The organism is Peptococcaceae bacterium (assembly GCA_024655825.1).
Classification (GTDB): domain Bacteria; phylum Bacillota; class Peptococcia; order DRI-13; family PHAD01; genus JANLFJ01.
Genome location: JANLFJ010000050.1, coordinates 1 through 18,962 on the forward strand (window position 1 = coordinate 1; position 18,962 = coordinate 18,962).

Annotated in this window: 21 protein-coding genes; 17 read left to right on the top strand and 4 right to left on the bottom strand. The window is 57.4% G+C overall.

The genetic code is table 11. The features are described from left to right. Nucleotides 1-132 precede the first annotated feature (132 nt). The 3 genes from NUV48_14040 (at nucleotide 133) to NUV48_14050 (ending at nucleotide 2,521) form a co-directional block, all read left to right on the top strand. Nucleotides 133-939, top strand: coding sequence for a Dam family site-specific DNA-(adenine-N6)-methyltransferase (locus tag NUV48_14040; protein MCR4443250.1), 807 nt, complete (start codon nucleotides 133-135; stop codon nucleotides 937-939). Nucleotide 940: 1 nt separating this feature from the next. Beyond that, complete coding sequence (locus NUV48_14045; GenBank protein ID MCR4443251.1) at nucleotides 941-1,456, top strand: hypothetical protein; 516 nt, start codon at nucleotides 941-943, stop codon at nucleotides 1,454-1,456. A gap of 243 nt (nucleotides 1,457-1,699) precedes the next feature. After that, a complete protein-coding gene (locus tag NUV48_14050; protein MCR4443252.1) occupies nucleotides 1,700-2,521 on the top strand; it encodes a hypothetical protein in 822 nt (273 codons plus the stop codon). A gap of 18 nt (nucleotides 2,522-2,539) precedes the next feature. Here the strand turns inward: NUV48_14050 and NUV48_14055 are convergent, their stop codons facing one another. Then, nucleotides 2,540-2,776, bottom strand: a complete 237-nt coding sequence (locus NUV48_14055; GenBank protein MCR4443253.1) for a hypothetical protein — start codon at nucleotides 2,774-2,776, stop codon at nucleotides 2,540-2,542. A gap of 32 nt (nucleotides 2,777-2,808) precedes the next feature. Between NUV48_14055 and NUV48_14060 the strand changes: the two genes are divergently transcribed. From NUV48_14060 to NUV48_14095, 8 genes are all read left to right on the top strand, one after another. Beyond that, nucleotides 2,809-3,042 (top strand): hypothetical protein, encoded by a 234-nt coding sequence (locus NUV48_14060; GenBank protein MCR4443254.1) that lies wholly within the window; start codon nucleotides 2,809-2,811, stop codon nucleotides 3,040-3,042. A 19-nt stretch (nucleotides 3,043-3,061) separates the two neighbouring features. Beyond that, nucleotides 3,062-4,120: a hypothetical protein gene (locus tag NUV48_14065; protein ID MCR4443255.1), complete on the top strand. Its 1,059-nt coding sequence runs from the start codon at nucleotides 3,062-3,064 to the stop codon at nucleotides 4,118-4,120. Between the two features lie 69 nt (nucleotides 4,121-4,189). Continuing rightward, the gene (locus NUV48_14070) at nucleotides 4,190-4,579 is read left to right on the top strand and encodes a hypothetical protein (GenBank protein ID MCR4443256.1); all 390 of its coding nucleotides are present in this window, start codon (nucleotides 4,190-4,192) and stop codon (nucleotides 4,577-4,579) included. 15 nt (nucleotides 4,580-4,594) lie between these two features. Then, nucleotides 4,595-4,981, top strand: a complete 387-nt coding sequence (locus tag NUV48_14075; protein ID MCR4443257.1) for a pilin — start codon at nucleotides 4,595-4,597, stop codon at nucleotides 4,979-4,981. Nucleotides 4,982-4,989: 8 nt separating this feature from the next. Next, nucleotides 4,990-5,298 carry a PrgI family protein gene (locus NUV48_14080; protein MCR4443258.1) on the top strand — a complete coding sequence of 103 codons (309 nt, stop codon included), beginning with the start codon at nucleotides 4,990-4,992 and terminating at the stop codon, nucleotides 5,296-5,298. Nucleotides 5,299-5,353: 55 nt separating this feature from the next. After that, on the top strand, nucleotides 5,354-6,109 hold the full coding sequence (locus tag NUV48_14085; protein ID MCR4443259.1) for a hypothetical protein: 756 nt from the start codon (nucleotides 5,354-5,356) through the stop codon (nucleotides 6,107-6,109). Further along, on the top strand, nucleotides 6,096-7,919 hold the full coding sequence (locus tag NUV48_14090; protein ID MCR4443260.1) for an ATP-binding protein: 1,824 nt from the start codon (nucleotides 6,096-6,098) through the stop codon (nucleotides 7,917-7,919). Before NUV48_14085 ends, NUV48_14090 begins: the two co-directional genes overlap by 14 nt. Before the next feature lie 173 nt (nucleotides 7,920-8,092). Beyond that, nucleotides 8,093-10,339, top strand: coding sequence for a pilin (locus NUV48_14095; GenBank protein MCR4443261.1), 2,247 nt, complete (start codon nucleotides 8,093-8,095; stop codon nucleotides 10,337-10,339). A 120-nt stretch (nucleotides 10,340-10,459) separates the two neighbouring features. Here the strand turns inward: NUV48_14095 and NUV48_14100 are convergent, their stop codons facing one another. Further along, nucleotides 10,460-11,002: a hypothetical protein gene (locus NUV48_14100; protein MCR4443262.1), complete on the bottom strand. Its 543-nt coding sequence runs from the start codon at nucleotides 11,000-11,002 to the stop codon at nucleotides 10,460-10,462. Further along, nucleotides 10,968-11,570: a hypothetical protein gene (locus tag NUV48_14105; protein MCR4443263.1), complete on the bottom strand. Its 603-nt coding sequence runs from the start codon at nucleotides 11,568-11,570 to the stop codon at nucleotides 10,968-10,970. The genes NUV48_14100 and NUV48_14105 overlap by 35 nt, the downstream gene beginning before the upstream one ends. A 214-nt stretch (nucleotides 11,571-11,784) precedes the next feature. On the opposite strand from NUV48_14105, the gene NUV48_14110 reads away from it, so the two are divergent. Further along, nucleotides 11,785-11,937, top strand: coding sequence for a hypothetical protein (locus NUV48_14110; protein MCR4443264.1), 153 nt, complete (start codon nucleotides 11,785-11,787; stop codon nucleotides 11,935-11,937). A 69-nt stretch (nucleotides 11,938-12,006) separates the two neighbouring features. Further along, a complete protein-coding gene (locus NUV48_14115) occupies nucleotides 12,007-12,276 on the top strand; it encodes a hypothetical protein (GenBank protein ID MCR4443265.1) in 270 nt (89 codons plus the stop codon). Here NUV48_14115 and NUV48_14120 read toward each other — a convergent pair. Further along, a complete protein-coding gene (locus tag NUV48_14120) occupies nucleotides 12,264-12,902 on the bottom strand; it encodes a hypothetical protein (GenBank protein ID MCR4443266.1) in 639 nt (212 codons plus the stop codon). The two genes, NUV48_14115 and NUV48_14120, sit on opposite strands and share 13 nt — an antisense overlap. Nucleotides 12,903-12,992: 90 nt before the next feature. Here NUV48_14120 and NUV48_14125 point away from each other — a divergent pair, with 90 nt between their 5' ends. The 4 genes from NUV48_14125 (at nucleotide 12,993) to NUV48_14140 (ending at nucleotide 18,866) form a co-directional block, all read left to right on the top strand. After that, nucleotides 12,993-14,717, top strand: a complete 1,725-nt coding sequence (locus NUV48_14125; protein MCR4443267.1) for a peptidoglycan DD-metalloendopeptidase family protein — start codon at nucleotides 12,993-12,995, stop codon at nucleotides 14,715-14,717. A gap of 55 nt (nucleotides 14,718-14,772) precedes the next feature. Next, nucleotides 14,773-15,987, top strand: a complete 1,215-nt coding sequence (locus tag NUV48_14130) for a DNA cytosine methyltransferase (protein MCR4443268.1) — start codon at nucleotides 14,773-14,775, stop codon at nucleotides 15,985-15,987. 136 nt (nucleotides 15,988-16,123) lie between these two features. Further along, nucleotides 16,124-18,133 carry a GGDEF domain-containing protein gene (locus tag NUV48_14135; GenBank protein MCR4443269.1) on the top strand — a complete coding sequence of 670 codons (2,010 nt, stop codon included), beginning with the start codon at nucleotides 16,124-16,126 and terminating at the stop codon, nucleotides 18,131-18,133. Nucleotides 18,134-18,146: 13 nt separating this feature from the next. Beyond that, complete coding sequence (locus NUV48_14140) at nucleotides 18,147-18,866, top strand: RcpC/CpaB family pilus assembly protein (GenBank protein MCR4443270.1); 720 nt, start codon at nucleotides 18,147-18,149, stop codon at nucleotides 18,864-18,866. The last annotated feature ends 96 nt before the right edge of the window (nucleotides 18,867-18,962 follow it).

Genomic DNA, 18,962 nt, shown 5'->3' on the forward strand with positions numbered 1-18,962 from the left:
CACCAAGGTAAGCGCATCGGCCTATTGCAGGAGGCTGAAGTTGCTCGAAAGAGCAAACATATTCCTGTGCGAAAGGAGGGTGAGCGGCTTCCCCCCCGGAATAAATTCCGGGGTTTCCGCCGCGTAGTTTTTATGAAGCCGTTTTTAAAATGGGCAGGCGGAAAGTACCGTATAATTGACCGTATTTGCAAAGAATTAGCTCCTGGTAAAAGGCTTATTGAGCCTTTTGTAGGCTCCGGTGCTGTATTTCTCAACACCGATTACGATAATTATCTACTGTGCGACATAAACAAAGACTTGATTAATTTGTATTTAACATTACAACAAGAAGGCCCTCAATTCATCGAATATTGTTCCGCGTTCTTTACCGCAGAAAACAATAATGAAAACAGATATTACGAGCTGCGAGGCTCATTCAACAGAACATCAGATAAACGGGAAAAGGCCGCGTTATTTTTATACCTAAACAAACATGGATACAATGGTCTGTGCCGTTATAATGCTTCAGGAGAATTTAATTCGCCTTTTGGGAGATACATAAAACCTTATTTCCCTGCAAACGAAATGATGAATTTCTGGAAAAAATCGCAGCGAGCAGAATTTCTATGCTGTGATTTTCGAGATGCTATGGCCCAAGCCGTGCTTGGTGATGTAATTTACTGTGACCCGCCTTATGTTCCCCTTAACGCTACTGCTAATTTTACTGAATATAGCGCTGGCGGCTTTGCAATCGATGACCAGCGGGACTTAGCCAGGTTAGCGCAACAACTATCAGAAAAGGGAATCCCGGTTTTAATGTCTAACCACGACACAGAGTTTATTCGCAGGGAATATGCCACGGCAAAATTAATTACCTTTGACGTGCAAAGGTTCATATCTTGTGACGGTCAAAACAGGGGCAAGGCTTCGGAAGTTTTGGCCTTGTTTGGGGGCAGGTAAAATGACACAGGGAGGTCAAGCCAATATTACAGGAGGTACGCTTGAGCAAACAGTACGGAGTGTTTTAACCAGCAAAGGCTTTCGAGAGGTTCCTTATTTGGAATACACTCGATATGTCAAAAAAAATGGGCAACTCGACGCTGATGATAAATACGGCACCGAGCTATTGCTAAAGAACGCTCAATTCTGTAGTATCTACGGTCATAGTAGCAAGACTGAATTTTTAATGATCTCAAAAAAACATAACATCGAAATAAGAATTGAATGTAAGTGGCAACAAACTTCCGGTAGTGTTGATGAAAAATTTCCCTACACATATTTGAATTGTATTGAAGCAATGCCCGAACAAATAATAATAATCATAATCGATGGTGGAGGGTTTAAGCAGGGCGCAATAGACTGGTTAAAGGCAGCTGCCAAGAATAAATTATATACCACTAATAGAAACAGGAACAAGGAAATAAGGGTCATGAATATAGCAGAATTCATCGCATGGGCCAATTTAACTTTTAAATAGCCCATTCCTGCGAATGTTTTTTATGGGTACGGCGCGGGAAAACCTCGGAATTAATTCCGGGGACGAAAGCGCCGTTCTTGTACTTCGGCAATACACATGGTACAACCGAAAGGAACGCTGCGCCAAGCCTTCGCCTTAGTTATCCAGGGCTGGAGAGTCGCGAGATAGCCGGGAACAGGGTTTCCTGGTTTTTCTTTTCCAATGCCTTTTCTGTAAAAGAATATATTGAGAGGAGTTTTTGCAATGGTCAAGAGGAATACAAAACTCCAGTTTGTCTGTGCAGACTTTTCTTGCAAAGACAACACCATCTTCGACCTAGACGATGATCGCGATGGCATTAACGACCTCGTTGACGACTGCCTGGTTTGGACCGATATTACCTTTTATGGCATTTTTTCGGACGAGCAGTACGATAAAGCCCTGGAAATGGATTACCGTGAATTAGCCAAATTAGGTCGGCTAACCGGCCGCCTGATTTTGTGCAAGTACATACTCCTTGAAGATAGCGATCCCTTTGAGGTTTGTGACGCCGAAAGCGCAGAGCTGGGATATGCGATTTCCGTCTTAACCGATAGGGGCGGCCCGTTGAACCGTAAAACCGGCGATCCTTTTCAGGACGTATTCTACATCCACGAACTCAAGATGGAGAAGGAATATGAAAAAAAATCGTTGAAACGCCGAATCCTCATAGCTCTGCCTAACTTGATTTTTTCTTTCCTTCATGTTTTGCCGGAGATTCTCGCGTGCTGCCCGGCACCGCTGATATGCCCCCTTAGCCCGGCAGAAAGCGAAAGGTACGAAACATTACAGAAAATCGCTTCTCAAAAAATTGAAAGTGCCCTTGGTTTGGGCAATAAAGAACCAGGCAATGTAGTGAAATTCGCAGACTCATACCAGTTTAGCCACGACGAATTGAACCTTGTTCTGGGCAGGGGTGGTCTTGTCCCGTGTCTGGAGAGCAAAAAAACCCTGAAAGAATATGCTTTGTACGAGTCGGCCGGCTTCAAAAAGTTGGGTGACAGCGGGTTGCTGGTCAAACAAATAGTATCGGTTTCGCCCGCCTGATACGGCAAGTCTTTCCCGTTAAAAAGTGTTTCCACGCCTGGGGGGTGTAAAATCCTGAAAAACGTCCTGGGCCTGTGCCCAGCCTGCAAGGACATAGTAAGAGCGGACGAAGAAAAAATCGTCGACCTTTCCGGCCAGTGCTGGCACCACGGCTGCGCCCAGGTAGCTTTGGCCAGAATCCCGGTGCTTGAGCGGGCGCACAAAGCAGCGAGCGTCAATCTCACCCAGGCTTGCGAAAGCCTTTTTTTGTTGCAAGGCTGGCAAATCTTGATGAGGAGGGGTAGCTGGTGGTAGCACCTTACCCGATACCGGACGCAGAAAAGAAAAAGCGAAAAGGCTCTCTCTGGTGTCCCTACTGCGGGGAGTGGAGGATATTCAGGCGCAGGGACGGATACCAGAGATGCGAGGTTTGCGGGATAACCACCAGGGAGTGGTACGTCAAAAAGGCCAACAACCTCTGGGAAAGGGGCAGCGTGAAGCCCAACTGCTGGGGCAGGGACATCTCCCTGGCCGCCGACTAAAAGACAAAGGAGGAATTCTGTGGAGGACAAGCGGTTGATCCCGGTCGAAAAGGGAATGTCCAGGAAGAAGGTAACGAAGAACATGCTGGCGCTGCTCGTTCTGATGACGGCGCTGGCCTTCGTCTACTTCCAGTTCTCGGACGACATCACCCCGCCCAGAGCCGCCGCCTACGACGAGCTGGCCAAAGAATTCGCCCGCTGTCTGGAGAACCACGACTACGCCAAAGCCTACGGGTGCCTCACCAACGCCGACGGGCCGCTGTTGAGCCAGGAGATGTTCGTCGCTGCCATGGTCGCGATGGACGAGCAGCGCGGGAAGATCGGCAAAGCGAGCGCCAGTGTCATCAGCGGGGGTTCCCTGGCCCGCCGGGAGGCCACCCTCACGGTCGAGAGAGGCGGCAGGAAGCACGCCCAGAAGCTGGTGCTCGAAGAAACGGGCGAACCGGGAAAGCCCGACTGGAGGGTTGACGCTAAGGAATCGGGTTTCACTATGGAATATACCCTAACCCTAAAAGGGATGAACGAGAAAGCAGAGGCCGCCGTCAACGGGACGGCGCTCGCCTTCAAGGACCGGACTGCCAAGTTCACCTCGTTCGTTTCGCCCAGGCTCGCGGCGGTGGTGAGCGCACCTTACCACAAGGACGCAACGGTCGTCCTCAGCGACGAAAAGCCTTCCGCCGAAGTCCTGCTCAACGTAACTCCCGAGCTGCAAGCGGAACTGGAAAAAGTCGTCAACGCCTTCTACGAAGCGAGGATAAAAGCCCAGAAGGAGCTTAACATAGACCACTTCAAGGGGATAATCAAAGAGGACTACAACCCCGGCGGCAAGTCGACCCTCTGGGAATGGTTGTCGTCCGAGTTTTTTGCCAGGAGATACGGCAAGAACATCAAGCTGGTGTCGGCCAGGTTCAGCCCGGCCTACTTCAAGGGCAGCGTTCCCAGCCTCGAAGTCCAGGAGAAGTGGGAGGACGACTACCCGAACGTCATCGACCTCTGGAAGAAGCAGTCGCCGATCTACCGGTTCGAGTTTGACGGCAGCAAGTGGTTGATCGTCGGCATCGACGGTTTTGTGCTTTAAATGTTTTTGAGAGGAGGTGGCGTTTTTCCTGGTTTTTGCAATTCTCCGCGGGGAAGGAGGGTAGTTTAGATGCCAAAGAAACTCGTCGTCTGGTTCTGTTTAATCGCTTTCGTGTTCCTGGTTTGTTCCGCCTTCGCCGGCCCGGTCCTGGCGCAGAACGAGAGCAACTTCATCAAGAAGGACTCCCAGGGCCTGCCGGTGATAGACACCGGTTCCGGGCTGCCGACGGTCACCGAAGATCAGGTCGTGAAGAAGGCGTACCGGGTGGTGGGCAGCTTCTACAACATGGTTGCCCAGATCGCGCCTCACATCACCCTGGGGGTGGTGATCATAGCGGCCATAGCCGGGATAATCTTCGAGAGCGCCAGGACGACCATCAAGTGGGCGGTGATCGGCCTGGTGCTGGTGCTCTGGGGGCCGCAGATCGTGGCCTTCATCGTCAATATGCTGAGCGCTTAAAGGAGGTGTGAACGCTTGAAAAACCTAATAACCCGGGTCAAACTGGCGCTTACGGGCGCTTTGTTTTTTGTGTTCGACGCGGCTAAAGCTCTGGCCGAGAACGAAACAGGAAACACCGCGGGAAATACCGGGATGATAAAAGTGGGGGCCGGGCTTGAGCAGAGCGTGACGGCGGATGTCCTGGCGAACAAGATCATCGCCATCGCCGGTGCCATCGGGGGTCTGGCTGGCGCGATCTGTATCGCGATGCTGGTGTACGCCGGCATACGCCTGACCACGGCCACCAACGAAAAGACTCGCGCCGAGGCCAAAGACCACATCAAGCACGCCTTGATAGGCGTGGCCATCGTCGCCCTGGCGCTGTTGGTCGTAGCCTTCATCGTAACGATTCTGAAGGAGTAGGTGGTAGGATGCGAGAATACCCGGTTCCGCTGTCCATCCGCGGCGAGGAAACCCTGGCGTTCAACCTGACTCTGAGGAAGTTCCTGATACTGCTCGGAGGGGTGGTGTTCGGGTGCCTGGCGGCGGGGATAACGTCGCTTCTGCTGGACATCGGCCCGTTCTCCCTACTGCTGGTTTTGCCTACCCTGGGGCTGGCAGCGCTGCTCGCTTTCACCAGGACGAGGAAGGTGGACGCCGACATACCGCTGGACAGGTATTTGATAGCGAGAATCCTGTACGACAGGAGGCCTAGGCACTACCTGATGTTCAGGAAGTAGAGGCGGTCGGGGGCGGGTTGCCGTTCCCGACTTTTCTTTTTGTGAAAGGAGGTCGATGGTCATTTTCCTTTTGATCCTGGAGTTTTCTTTCCTGCTGCTGGCGCTGCTTCTGGCGGGAGCCTTCCTCTACTGGGCGAACAGAAACGCCGGCCGCAAGCGAAACACCTCTCCCGAACCAGGGAGCTTCAAGAAAGCCGCCCTCAACCGGCACGTCGACGAGGTGATCGAAGTCGACGACGTGAAGGACGGCTTGATCTACCGCCGGGGGAGGGTGTACGCCCTGGCCAGGGTGGAGGGGGCCAACTTCTCGGTGATGTCCCCGGGCGAGCAGGACGCCCGCGAACGCGCCCTGGTGGAGATATTCTCGCGGCTCGATTACCCGGTGCAGTTCATCACCAACACCGTGGTCGCCGACACCGTATCCCCGGCGCAGAGGATAGCGGAGGCGGCGAGGGAGATGCCCGAGGGCAACCTCAGAAACTACGCCTTCCTCTACGCTTCCTTCCTGGAGCAGATGCGGGTCGAGCGCCTGGCGATGGCCCAGCAGTCGTACCTGGTGGTCTGCTCCGACGGGCACGACGGGAACCCCGAGAAAACCGTGATCGAGCGCGTGATGCTGCTTGAGTCCGCCCTGCGCGAGCGGGCGGGGATCGTGCTGACGCCCATAACCACGGGGGACGGGGCGATAGACGCCATCCAGAACATCGTCCAGCCGGAGAAGATCGTAAAGCCCAGCAAGCTGGCGCATGACGGCATACCCGAGCCGGTCCACTTCTCGTCGAGGGGGTTTTTCGAGAATGGCACTTTTTAAGAAGGAGCAGAAGGGCAATTACTACGAGGAGCTTTCTTTTCCCAGGCTGAAGGACATCTTCCTTCCCGACCGGATAACCGAGCTGGAGGACTGCCTGATAATCGACGACACCTACTGCCGGGTAATGGTCGTCGACGCCATGCCTGAATTCATCCACTTCGGCTGGCTGGAGGCGATAGAGTCCTACCCGGGCGTCACCGTTTCGGTGTCCTTCTACCCGTACACCTTCGAGGAGGCCAGCAACCGGGTGTCCCGCCTTCAGACCGTCCTCGGGGGGGAGCTGATCACGGCCGAGAAGCAGGGGGATACCCGGCGGCTGGACGTGCTGCAGGAGAAATACTACTTCTACCGCGAGTTCCTGAAGGATATAAACATGCACCGCAACAACCTGGTGGCTGCCACGGTGGTGATACTGGTCTCCGCGTCCAGCCACGAGGAGCTGGTGCGGCGCTGCGGCAAGGTCAAGGACATCCTCGGCTCCACCCGCGCCGTCACCATGTACCTGCGGCAGATCGAGGGGCTAAAATCGATACTGCCCTTCATCCAGCCCTTGCCGGAGTACCACGACGTCACGGTGGCCAACGCCGCCTGCCTGTCTCCGCTGATCAGCACGGATTTTTCCCACCCGTCGGGCATCTTCTTCGGGCGCAACGAGACCGGTTCGCCGGTGTTCCTGGACCTTTTCATCGGGCAGCCGAGGCTTTTCGGGCCGCACATGTTCGTCGTGGGCATGACCCGTTCGGGGAAAAGTTACGCGTGTAAGGGCATAACTGCCCGTTCGGTGGCGTCGGGGATAAAGACCGTCATCCTCGACCCCGAGGGCGAGTACCGGATGCTGGTGGACTACCTGGGCGGCGAGCACGTGAGGTTCCACCCCCAGATGAAGGTGATGTTCAACCCCTTCGACATAGAACCGTCCTTCGACCGGGAAATCGGCGAGCACGTGGACATAGCATCCAAGATCGACGACATAGTATCCCTGATGGCCTTTGTCCTGGAGGGGTACGAGGCGGGCGAGCGGATGACCGCCGAGGAGAGGGCGGTCGCTGGCGAGGCGGTGAGACTGGAGTACGAGTCGAGGGGAATCACCGAGAACCCCGAGAGCCTGTATTTGCCGGGGGGAAGGCAGACAAATGAGGGGTTTGTCGCGGGCAAGTCCTACAAGGAGATGCCGACCATATCCAGCTACGCCAGGAGGTTGAGGGAGATGGGGGCGGAACGACTGGCGAACGTCCTTCAGCCCTTCGTGAAGGGCGGCCCCCAGGGTTTCTTCGACGGCCAGGGAGACCAGGCCCTCAAGGACTCGCCGGTAGTCTGCTTCGACGTGTCGGCCATCGAGAACAAGTTCACCAAGACCTACGTCATGTACGTCATGCTTTCCTGGATATGGGAGCGCTTCATCAAGAAGAACCGCGAGCAGCGAAAGAGAGTAATGGTGGACGAGGCGTGGCTGTTCATGAAACACCGGGACACCGCGAATTTCTTAAGCCAGATCGCCCGGCGGGGGGCCAAGTACAACGCCTCCCTGATGGCCGCCAGCCAGTCGTTCAGGGAGTTCACCACCGAGGAAGGGATAGTGTTCATGAACCAGTGCGACACCAAGTTCTTCCTCAAGCTCCAGCGGGTGGACGCCGAGGCCCTGGGCGGAATCTTCGGGCTGACCCGGGATTTGGTGGAGAGGCTCCAGGGGTTCCAGCGCGGCCAGGGGTTATTAAAGGCCGGGAACGAAAGCGCGGTGGCCTACTTCCAGGGGCTGCCCTTCGAGGAGCACTTCCTGCGCTCCGACCCCGAGGCGGTGCAGGCGCGATGAGGAAGTTTTTCGCGGTACTGCTTTTGTGCCTGGTTTCGCTCCTTCACTCAGCGCCCGTTTTCGCCCTGGATTACTTCTCCGTCTACTGGTCGAAGGTGGGGAAGAAGCCGCTGATAATCTACTGGCAGGGGGCGGACTTCTTCACCGGCGGGAACGCCGACCCCTACGTCACGGTGGAGTACAGACGGGCGAAGGAGAGCGAGTGGAAGGTTTTCGACCAGTACGCCTTGAATTTGCCCAGTCGCAAGGTCGAGGTTCCCGCGGAGGAAACCGGGCTTGAGCCGGGCGGGGTATACCTGTTCAGGGCGTGGCAGAAGGGGGTGGACCAAAAACCCCGGGAGTCGTCGGCGGGTCCTCTGACCGTGCCGGGGGCCGAGATCGACCCGGCTGACCAGGCGGCGCTCGAATCTGCTCCTTTCGACTCCTCCCAACCGGTGTCCGATAACCAGACGGTCGAGGAAAACGCGAGGAGTATCTTCGACGGCCAGAACTGGCCCAAAATCATGTTCTGGTACAACCTCCTGGCGTCACTGTCGGGGGTGTTCATCCTCTGGTCGATAATCAAGTGCGGGTACAAATACATCCTGCACCCGTTCAACCCGGGGGTGAGGGCCTCCCTCATGGAGACGGTGCAGCGGTGCATCGTGGCCGTGGCGATCATCGCCTTAGCGCCCGCTTTCGTAAAGGTGCTGGTGGCGGTCAACGACGCCTTCGTGAGCCTGCTCGCCCAGGCGGGGAACCAGCTTATCAATAACCCTGGCAGTTTGCAGACCGGCGTTATCGATGGCCCGGGGGTGTTTGAAAAAATCCTGGCCGTGCCGTTTCAGATCGTCCTTAACCTGCTCGATTTGATTTTCGGCCTTTACGACCTGGACGACCTGATCTTCAACGGCCACCTCACCGCCTTCGGGGACGGGTTCTTCAGCGGCAGGGGGATAGACGTCGGCAACGTGTTCGGCAACGTCCTGGTGCAGTTGGCTTTCGTCGGTTTCACGGTTTACTTCAACGTGCTTTATACCCTCCGCCACTGGGTGATCGTGGCCACCCTGGCGGCGACCCCCCTTCTGGTCTGGATATGGGTGCTGTCGGAGGAAAAGCAGGTGATCGAGATATGGGCGGGGGAACTGGTTAGCACTACGTTCATGCAGCTGTTCCACGCTTTAAATTTCGCGGTGCTGTTCTCGATAGCGTCCGCTGTGCCGCTATCCAACCTCACCGACACCTCCCTTTTGGCCAGGGGGCTAAAAGACCTGGGCCTGTGGGTGGCCAGGTTCGGCGGCGCTGCGGCGGTGCTGGCGATAGTGTTCATGGGACTCAAACTTATCCTGGCGAGGGACGAGAAGGCCCGGGCGGAGGCCCAGGAGGGCATCGGCAAGGCCCTTCTCGGGGTGATAATCCTGGGGTTAAGCCTGGCGGTGGCCGGGTTTTTAGCGCACCTTCTGAGCGGCGACTGGGGGGCCAGGGAGGGCTTCCTGCCCGCCGCGAAGGGCCAGGGCATGAGGACCTGGGACGTGCTGTTTATGCTGATGGTGATAATCCCCGTTTCCAAGATGATGCACAACGTCTTTATGAAGCTGATCCAGCGGATCGGGACGGTGGACGAGGAGAAGTGGGCGGCGGCCGGGGCGACCGGTTTGGCCGGCCTCGCGGGGCTGGTGGTGATGGGCAAGACGGCGGCGGGAGCCGTATTCGGCAGGACCGCCAGCAAGCTGCCGTTCCGCGCCCAGGGTCCTAACACGCTCGTTTCGGGCGACGCGCCGACCAGGATAGGCGGCGGGCTGGGGCCGATCCCCGGCAGCATGGACTTCGGGCGGACGAAACACAACCTTGCCGACACCGTGGAGAGAAAAATGGACATCGACGACCCCGGCCAGCCCGTCAACCTGCAATCGGCGCAGTTCGCCGGCACGAGGCCGGAAGGCTCGGGGTTCAGCGGCGGGGGATTTGACGAGGTTATCGAGCGTGGGATAGAGGGCAGCAACGCCTGGGCCAAGTTCGGCGCGGGTTTCGGGGCCGCATCTTCGTTCGCTGTGCCGCAGCTTATTCCCATGATGGGCGGCATCGGGGCGGCGTTCGGCAAGGTCGTGGGTTCACCGTTCGCGACCGCCAGGGCGATAGGTTCCGGCATAATGTCGCGGACGACCTTCGGCATGACCTGGCAGAGGGTGAAGGGCACCAAAGACGACCACGGCTTTTTCAGAACGCTGGAGGTGTCGGGCGGTTTGAGGGGTCTGGCCAGCGACATGAAAACCGCGGCCAGGGAGATGACCGGCGCGAAGTCTACGGCTGGAGCGGTGGTGCGCATGGGCGCGGCGGTGACTCTCTCCCCGATGGGCAGCCGCGTGGCCAGCTGGGGAGCGAGGCAGGCGGGAACGATCTACGACGCCGCGTCTGGCTTCTCCTCGAAGTGGCGGGGATAAGCAGCGAACGGAGGGGATTCTCAAGGAGGGAGCCCCCTCCGTTCGCTTTTTTCATGCAGCCCCATCGAGCCTTGCCCGGTGGCTGAGGCTAGTCAACCAGAGGCTTACAAGCCTCGGACTTCAGTTCGGGGTGGTTGACTTTAGTTTTTCGACTTCTTCTTGAGGTATGATCCACTGTGCCTGGCTACTCTTTTTTCTTTTTTCTTTCGATGCCTTGATTTTGCCTTGAATGCACATCTGTCTTATGCGAGAACCCTTTAGCCCTACGATTAGTCCTGTTTCGCCGGCATTGAGAGGAACGCCCGCATCAAACTTTTCTCTAGCCTTACAAAGCTGCACCATTGTCCCAAGCGGTGTTTCCCACCACGAAGCAGGAATCTCGTAACTGTGGGCAGCGACAGGCTCCCAGAGGAGCTCTAATAGCGATTGAATAATGTCTTTCATATTTTCTGGTTTTGCCCCAGTCCCCCTGGCATATTCCCAGCAGCCCCACAACTCAGAAGCCAGGGGACATGATACAGGGCCGTTGTTGGCAAAAGCCTTCTGCTTTACGTTAATGTATGGCCCCACTTTGTCAAGCCGATTCGACCAGGAGATAATACTGGTAAGAAGCGCTCTAATTTCGCGTTCAAATAGACGGTCTGTGAGTTCGTCTGGCCTCATTGTGGCCCCCCCTTTTCTTGACCGGCCTCACCGTGGCCGGTGTTTCTGTCTCTTTCCGCACATTGACCAGCACCGGGTGCAGCCATTTCAGGGTGAGCCGGCGCTCTCCTTTGCGGGGTCCGACCCAGAAATGGTGCCAGTGTGCCCGCCTATAGTGGGGGCGGGGACTTGAGCGGCTTTTCTCCTCCTGGTCGCTCGACTGGGGAGCTATCCGTCCCGGAGCAACCCGGGCGGCCCGCAGCGCAGCGCCGACCCTGACTCCAACCTCCCAGACCCGGGTTTCATTGGCGGCGACCAGCTTCTTTTTCGCTGGCGGCCGCTGGGAGGGATGCTGGGGAGGCTCTCCGGCATAGTCGGCGCTGACCGAGCAGAGGTAGAGCACCAGGCTCACATACGGAGCTATGTCCTGGGCTACCGCCGAGGAGTACCCATCGGAGGAGATATACGAGAAGGGAGCATCCGTGCCGAACATCCCTCGGTACACCTGTACCGACTCCATATACGCCCGGCGGACAGCCTCGGCCACCGACCAGTCGCCGAGGTAGATGGGGACATGGAAAGTACGCATATCCTGTAGCAGGAATACTATCTGGAGATCCCGCCGCTGGTGCGTAACATCGTATTCCAAGTAGGCGAAGAACCCGTACAGGTCGCCATTCTCGACCAGCGACACGCTCATACCCGGGGTCTCGACATAGACGCACCACTCGGGCAGGCTGTAGAACACGTCGGCCGGCAGCCTCCCGTCCAGCGGCATCTCGGCGACCTCCGAAAACAGGTCAGTGTCGAACCGGTATATGCCCTTGGTCATGCGCCAGGCGGCCAGGGCGGCCATCGTCGAGGGCTGGTACTCGATCATCGCGGACAACATCTCCGGGGTTATACTGGGAGCGCCGCCTGTAATGACCGCCACCGACGCGGCAACCGGGCAGTAGCACCAGTCGGGCCAGTCGGGTAGTTCTTTCCCGCGGGCCTCCCGCATCCAGGCGATGTTTCTCCAGGCATTGGGAAACTGCTGGGTATATTTCCGAAGAAGTTCAATCGGGGGAAGATCGGCCAAGGTATTCCCTCCTGTCTTTATTTATACTTCACACCTCTACGGGGATATACCACCGCCCCGAGCGGCGGTCCTGGAAGGCCCCGGGATACTTCCCGGCGCGGCAGCTCTTGGTCACCGCCTGGCGGGAGATACCCTCCCGGCGGGCGTAAACAGCAGCCTCCAGGAACCCTATGGGGGTCGCGATGGGGCCTTCGCTCCAGACTACCAGGTATGAAACCATTTTTTCTGGACGCTACCATCAGGCATGGCGTACTCCTGATGGATGTCCACGGAGCACCCCTCGCGAGGATCGCGGCAGGGGGTACTCCACTGGCGGAGCAGCACCGGCTGCCCGGTAGCGCGGGCCTCCTCAAACTTGGCTGCCCGCTCGGCGTCAGCCTTCTCCTTTCTGGCGCGGCGCTCCTCCGCTATGCGGGAGGCCGCCTCGACCGCCTGCTGGTAGGTGAATTCGTGGCCTAGGCTGTCCGCGGCCGGGTGGTTGATCAGCCGGTAACCCCAGCCGCTTACGTGCCTGACCAGGCCCAGCTCCTCAAGCAGAGCGACAGCAACGCCAACGACTTTCCAGCCGCTCAGGTACTCGCCATCGTGATAAAACAGCTGTATGGGTTTCTCCCCGCTTTTGATAGCCTCTTTTTCGGCTTCGATCTCAGCCTGGCGGCGGGTCTCGGCTTCAGCCATTTCCTTCTCGCGCTGCTTAAGTGCGGCAACAATCTCGGGCTTCATCCTCTTGAGCATCTCAATCTGTTTCTGGGTGGCCTTGCCCCGCACCTCCAGGACGGGTTCGCCGTTTCGGTCGACAAGACGGATATCCCACTTTCTGAGGACTTCTTCAACGGTCATTCTTTCTCCCCCTCTGTTATTATTTGCTATTTATATATTAACAAAGATTAACGCGGGTGTCAAGTTAATTTTCGTTAAGGAGGCAGCGCCTTGTATTTTGACGATCAGGAAACGAAAATCCTTAACAATTTAAAAGCCGCGGGGAAATTCGCCGGAAAAAAGCTGGCGAGGGCGATTTTCAAGCTCGTCGCGCCTTACCTGCCGATCCTGGCGATAATCGCGTTCTGCGTTTTTATCCTGCTTATGCTGGTGGGCGCGGTTTACTCCAGTCTGCCGTCCAGCGGCGTCCTGGCGGGGATAGGGCCTTCCCAGGACGACGAGAAACTGAAAGCCTTCTACGTCGACCTGGCCGAACGCTACAGCTACAAAGACCTCTACCGGATATCCGGTAACGAGAAAAAGCCCTTCTACCCCGGCAAGAGCGCCCGTTTCGACGGGGGTTACGCCGATTATTACGGCCGCGACCGGGAACACAGGCTGGAATGGGGGCTGATCCACTCCGCCCTCCTGTATAGAGCCTACTGCGCGGGCGAAGAAAAGATAGACCTTTCCCTGGCGGAGAAGGTGGCCGACGAACTCCATCCGGTGCTGTACTACCGGGCCTCGACCATCACCTACTACCCGCCGTCAAACGCCGAGGACGCCGAACCGCACACCGAAAAAATCTGGCTTTTAGCCGAGGCGTACACCTACCGCGGGCACATCATTTACAAGTACAAACCGATGACCACCGAGACCCGGCCTGACGGTTCGGCGATCTCCTACGAGCCACCCGCCGGGTTCGACCAGATACTCGCGAACCCCTACCAGCGGTTGGACGACTGGATGGCCAGGGAGTACGGCATCGTCTCCGACTTCGACCTGGCCAGGAAAGCGTTGCTTGAAGCGGGGAAAGGGTTCACCCAGGGCAAGGAGACCCTGGAGTGGCTCCTGGAGAAGTACCAGCCCGAAGTCTTTTCTTCGGGCGCTATGATACCTCCCGAGCTGATGGCTTATTTCAAAGAAGCGTCCGACCGGTACGGAATCCCGGTGTGGTTTCTGGCGGCGGTGGCGTGGGTGGAGAGTGGTTTCCTTCCCGACGCCGACAACAGCGGCACCGGCAGCCCGGTGTACTGCTACGGGATCATGCAGGTATCGGAGGAAAACTGGAACGCTTACGCCCCCAGGCTGGGGTACGACCCGAAAGGGAACCGAAACGACCCCAAGGCGCAGATCGACGTGGGGGCGTACATGCTCCACGAACTCGGCTTAAAGTACGTGAACTGGAATTCTCCCGACTGGAAGGAGCAGACCCTGGCCGTGCTGACCCATTACGGGGGTTTCCAGACCCGCGGGCGCTATTCTTCGCCGCAGGAGCGCTGCCGGAAGGAGTACGCAGAGAAAATCTGGGGCGTGGCCGAGTCGCTTAGAAGCCCGGCCGTCTGGCCGGTTCCTGGCCGGTACGCGATCTCGAACTACTTCAGGAAGGTAGACCCTTCGCTTTATCAAGACTACCATCACGGGATAGACATACCTGCCGAAAGGGGGGAACAGGTGGTGTCCGCCAGCGCTGGGATAGTGACGTTCGCCGGCTGGCTGGGGGACTACGGCTGGTGCGTGAAGATAACCGATGGTTCGCATATCTACCTGTACGCTCACTTAAGCAAAATCGCGGTGTCGCAGGGGCAAACCGTAAGGCCAGGAGGTAGTGTCGGGCTGATAGGGGACACCGGGAAGGCGTTCGGCTGTCACCTGCATTTTGAGGTGAGAGGGCTGTCGGACGATTTGAACTCCTGCATCGACCCGTTGCTTTTGGCAGGCTCGAACATGCTGTAATTTCAACAGGAGATGCTTGTCACATAGATTTCGTTTTTGGAAAGGGGTAATAGAAGTGGATCTGAATTTAGAAAATGGTAGTGCTAAAGCGAAGCCGAAGGTTTTGAGCATGTTTAGCGGCTGCGGAGGGCTCGACCTCGGGTTTGTTCAAGCTGGTTATGACATCGTTTGGGCCAATGACATCGACCCAGAGGCTTGTGCAACCTATCGTTACAATATAGGAGAAATCAACGAGGGTGACGTCTTTAAATTTGACGTGCCGAAAATTGACGACCTCGACGTACTCACGGCAGGTTTTCCGTGCCAACCGTTTTCGAACGCCGGAAAGAGGTTAGGCGTTTTCGACTCGAGGGGGCGGCTTTTTGAAGTGTGCCTCCGTTACGTTGACGTATTGCGTCCGAAGATAGTGATGCTCGAAAACGTGCGCGGATTGTTAACCATAAGAAATCAGCGTGGAGAGAGACTCATAGAGGAAATATGTACGAGCTTAAATGACAGCGGCTACGAAGTGCACTTTAAGTTGGTCAACGCGGCGAGTTACGGAGTTCCTCAAAAAAGACTGAGAATTTTTATCGTTGCAGTGCAGAGAATTCTCGTACCTCGAAGTTTTCGCTTCCCTGCTCCCGTGACGGGAGTTGACCTAACTCTGGGAGCATGTCTCGACGTTCCACCTGGAACCCCCAACCAAAATGACTTTTTGAAACTGAACCCACAAGCTTTGTACCTGGGGAGCTTAGTGCCCGAAGGTGGGTCGTGGAAGGATATACCATACGACCTGTTGCCCGACCGTTTAAAAAAAATTAGAGACGACATGCGGAAATATCGCTGGCCCAATTTCTACAGAAGATTCGCTCGAAACGAAATAGCGGGCACTGTCACTGCTGCGTTCAAGCCAGAAAACGCCGGAGTGTGGCATCCCGTCGAGAATAGGGTGCTTTCGGCTCGTGAGGTCGCTAGGATACAGTCGTTTCCAGACACTTTTGTGTTCTTAGGTAACAGTGCGAAAGCGATCTACGCGATGATAGGCAATGCGGTAGCTCCAAAGTTAGCTAAGGTTTTTGCGGATACGTTTTTGCAAATTTTAGAGGGTCGCCAAGAAGCGATAGAATCGCCTCTAGTGCGCTACTCTGAATTGAATTTGGATAGGAGACCGTTGAGGCCAGATGACCCGGAGATAATTTTTGACTATTCTCCCTACAAAAGACGAACGCAAGAGGTAATTCGTTTCGATGACGCGGAACTCGCTCTCGAAGTGGCAGGTGAAGCTTAATGTTTCCTCTGTATTTCACTGCCGAAATAATCATTTCGAGGGGATTGAATTGAATTCCTGCTGAAGTGCCGCCTTAGTTCTGGCGGGTTTTCCTTTTTGCAGAAAGATTTTTGAAAGCGGGTGGTTTAACTTGCGCGTGCTGCTTGCCTCCGGCCTCTCCGAAATAGAGAAGCAGCTTGAGGTGGAACTGAAAAACTCCCGCCGCTGTTATCATCGGGCGGCGGTCGTTGATGTCGCCAAGAGCTACAAGCCTGACGTTGCGGTGCTTTCCGCTCACCTGCCGGGAGACGACGACCTTGTCGAGGAAGTGGTTAAACCCCTGCGGGCCAGGGGGGTCCGGGTCGTCTTTTTGCCGGGAGACGTCAACATGCCAGACTGCCGTGAGATGATAGTGAAGCTGGTTCCCCTGGGGGTGTACTGCTACGTCTACGACCCGGTGCTGCCGGGGAAGATAGTCTACCGCCTGGAGAACCCCGGCACCCTGGGCGATCTGCCTGCCGAGCTGGCGGCGGAGTCGCTTAAAACGGAAGAAGCCAAGGCCATTGGCCAGAAGGTGGTGGCCGACATCAAAGCGCCCGAACCCCGGAAAAAGGGCATTATAAACAGGTTGTCGGGCACGCTGTTCGCCCGCACAAAAAACCTGATTCAAGAGCGGGCGCAGAGCAGGGACGCCCCGGAGCCTGCTGCACTTACAGGGACAGCCGAAACCCCCGTGCTAAACGCCCTGTGGTTCAACGAGTACGGCAGCGTCGAGAACCTTCTGGCGGCCGACCTTAACGGCAAGGACGCCATAATCGTTCCCGCCGACACCCCTGACCTTTTGGCCGTGCTGCAGAACCTCCGCCGCAGCGTCAAGCTCAACTGCCTGCCGGTGGTGGTGCTGGGCGACTGCGACCAGGCGAAGTGCTACCAGAGCGGGGCCGACGAGTGCGCGAATCGTCTGGACGAATCGCTGTGCGGCCGAATCCGGGCCAGGGCCAGTCGGTTGAGGGAGATGTGGGAGAAGGCCAACCGGGACGAATTAACCGGTGCCTACAAGCGAAGTTTCATCGAGGAATTCTTAAAAGAGCAATCCCGCCGGCACACGGAGACCGGCGCTGTGTTTTCGGTGGCCTTAACCGACCTGGACAGGTTCAAGGAGATAAACGACACCCACGGCCACGGGACCGGGGACGAGCTGCTCAAGGGGTTCGTCGCTTTCCTGACCGGATCGCTGCGGCAGACCGACCTGGTTTCCCGGTGGGGAGGGGACGAGTTTCTAATCGTCTTTCCCCGGGCCGGGCCGAAGGAGGCCGCGGGGGCAATGGAGAGACTGCGGCTCAACTGGTCGCAGGAAAGGGTCGTGGCGGGCGTTCCTCTAATCTCCACCTTCACCGCGGGGGTGGCCGCCTACGACCCGTCGCGGGACATAATCGCGGACGCTGACCGGGCACTCTACCGGGCAAAAGAGAAGGGACGCAACCGCATCGAGATAGCCGGCGAAACCTCCTCCCGACCCGACCCCGCGAAAACTCCCGTTGTCCAGCCTCCGACAACGCGCGTTGTACCGACGGTGAAACTCCATTCCCGGGTGATAACCCTCTGCTCGCCCTGGACGCCTGGGGTGGACACCGCATCCCTGTCCATACTCCTGGCCAGGTCGCTGGCCCGCCGTAAGATAGCGGTGGCGCTGGTGGACGCCGACTTCAAGGGGGCCGAAGTCGGGTTAAAACTGGGGATCCCCCTGGATGAGGTCTGGAAATACGACTGGAGGAGGGAACCGGTGGCCCTGTCCGACGAGAGGAACTTCTTCGCCCTGATCCTCGACCCGCACTTCTACAGCGCGGGGAGGAAGGATTTCCGCCCGATGCTGAGGGAGGCCGTGGCCTTCGCCAGGGAGATGGGGGGCATCGGGAGGATCGTCGTCAACGCCGGGGACGACCCGGAGGTCGACGTTCCCGGCGACAGAATCCTGGTGGTGTCGGAGAAAGAAGTAAACGTCGACGTGATCGACGCCTGGAGGTTTTACCGGCCTTTCGACCGCGGCGGGGTTCTGATCGGGGGGAACCTTTCGCTGGCGGAAAAATTCAACCTACCTGCCCTGGGGACGTTCGACCCCGACGACCTTCAGGCGGCGGCTAATTCCCTAATACAGGCATTACTTTGAAAGGATGGTGCGGATGTTTTTCAAAAGACCTGCCGTAAAGACCGAGAAGAAGAACAACCTATACTTCATCGCCGCCCTGGGCCTGGCGGTGCTGGCCGGGCTTATGATCTACGCCTCCGTTTCGGCGGCGCTAAACGAAAAGGAGGTCCTGGTGGCGGCGAAAGAGATAAAACCCGGCGACAAAATCACTTCAGCGCTCGTCGTCAAGGAGAAACGGCCGGGCGCGGCAATTCCCCAGGACGCCCTGAACGTCGAGGAGATAGACGCCGGGTACACGGCGGCCGCCAACGTGGCACCCGGGGACGTGATCAGGAAAGCGCACGCGGCCGACTTGAAAATAGCCGGCGGGAACCTGACGGCGAGGACGGCCCTGTTGGGGCCTGGCTACCGGGCGGTGGCTTTGCCCGCCGACTCGACCGCCGGCTTGCTCCTTGAGCCGGGGGATAAGCTCGACGTGGTGGGGGTGGTGGACGTTCCCACCCAGGGGGGCGCGGAAACCCGGTCGAAGGTGGTGGTGAGCGCAGCGCCGGTGGTGTACGTCCCGCCCCTACCTGACCCCAAAGACCCGGCCTACCAGGAGGCCCGGGTGGTGGTGGCGGTGAAGGAGGAGTTGTTTCCCGCGGTCGCTTTGGCGGTAACCAAGGGCAAGGTCTACGCCGGGGTCAACGCCGGCGGCGAGCCGGGCAGCGACGCGGTGGCCACGGCCAACAGCGTGTTCGGCGCTGTGCAGTAAAAACTGGAACCGAGCTGCGGCTTGCAGTATGCGGCAATGGGGTCAACCACCCCGGACTGAAGTCCGAGGCTTGTAAGCCTCTGGTTGACTAGCCTC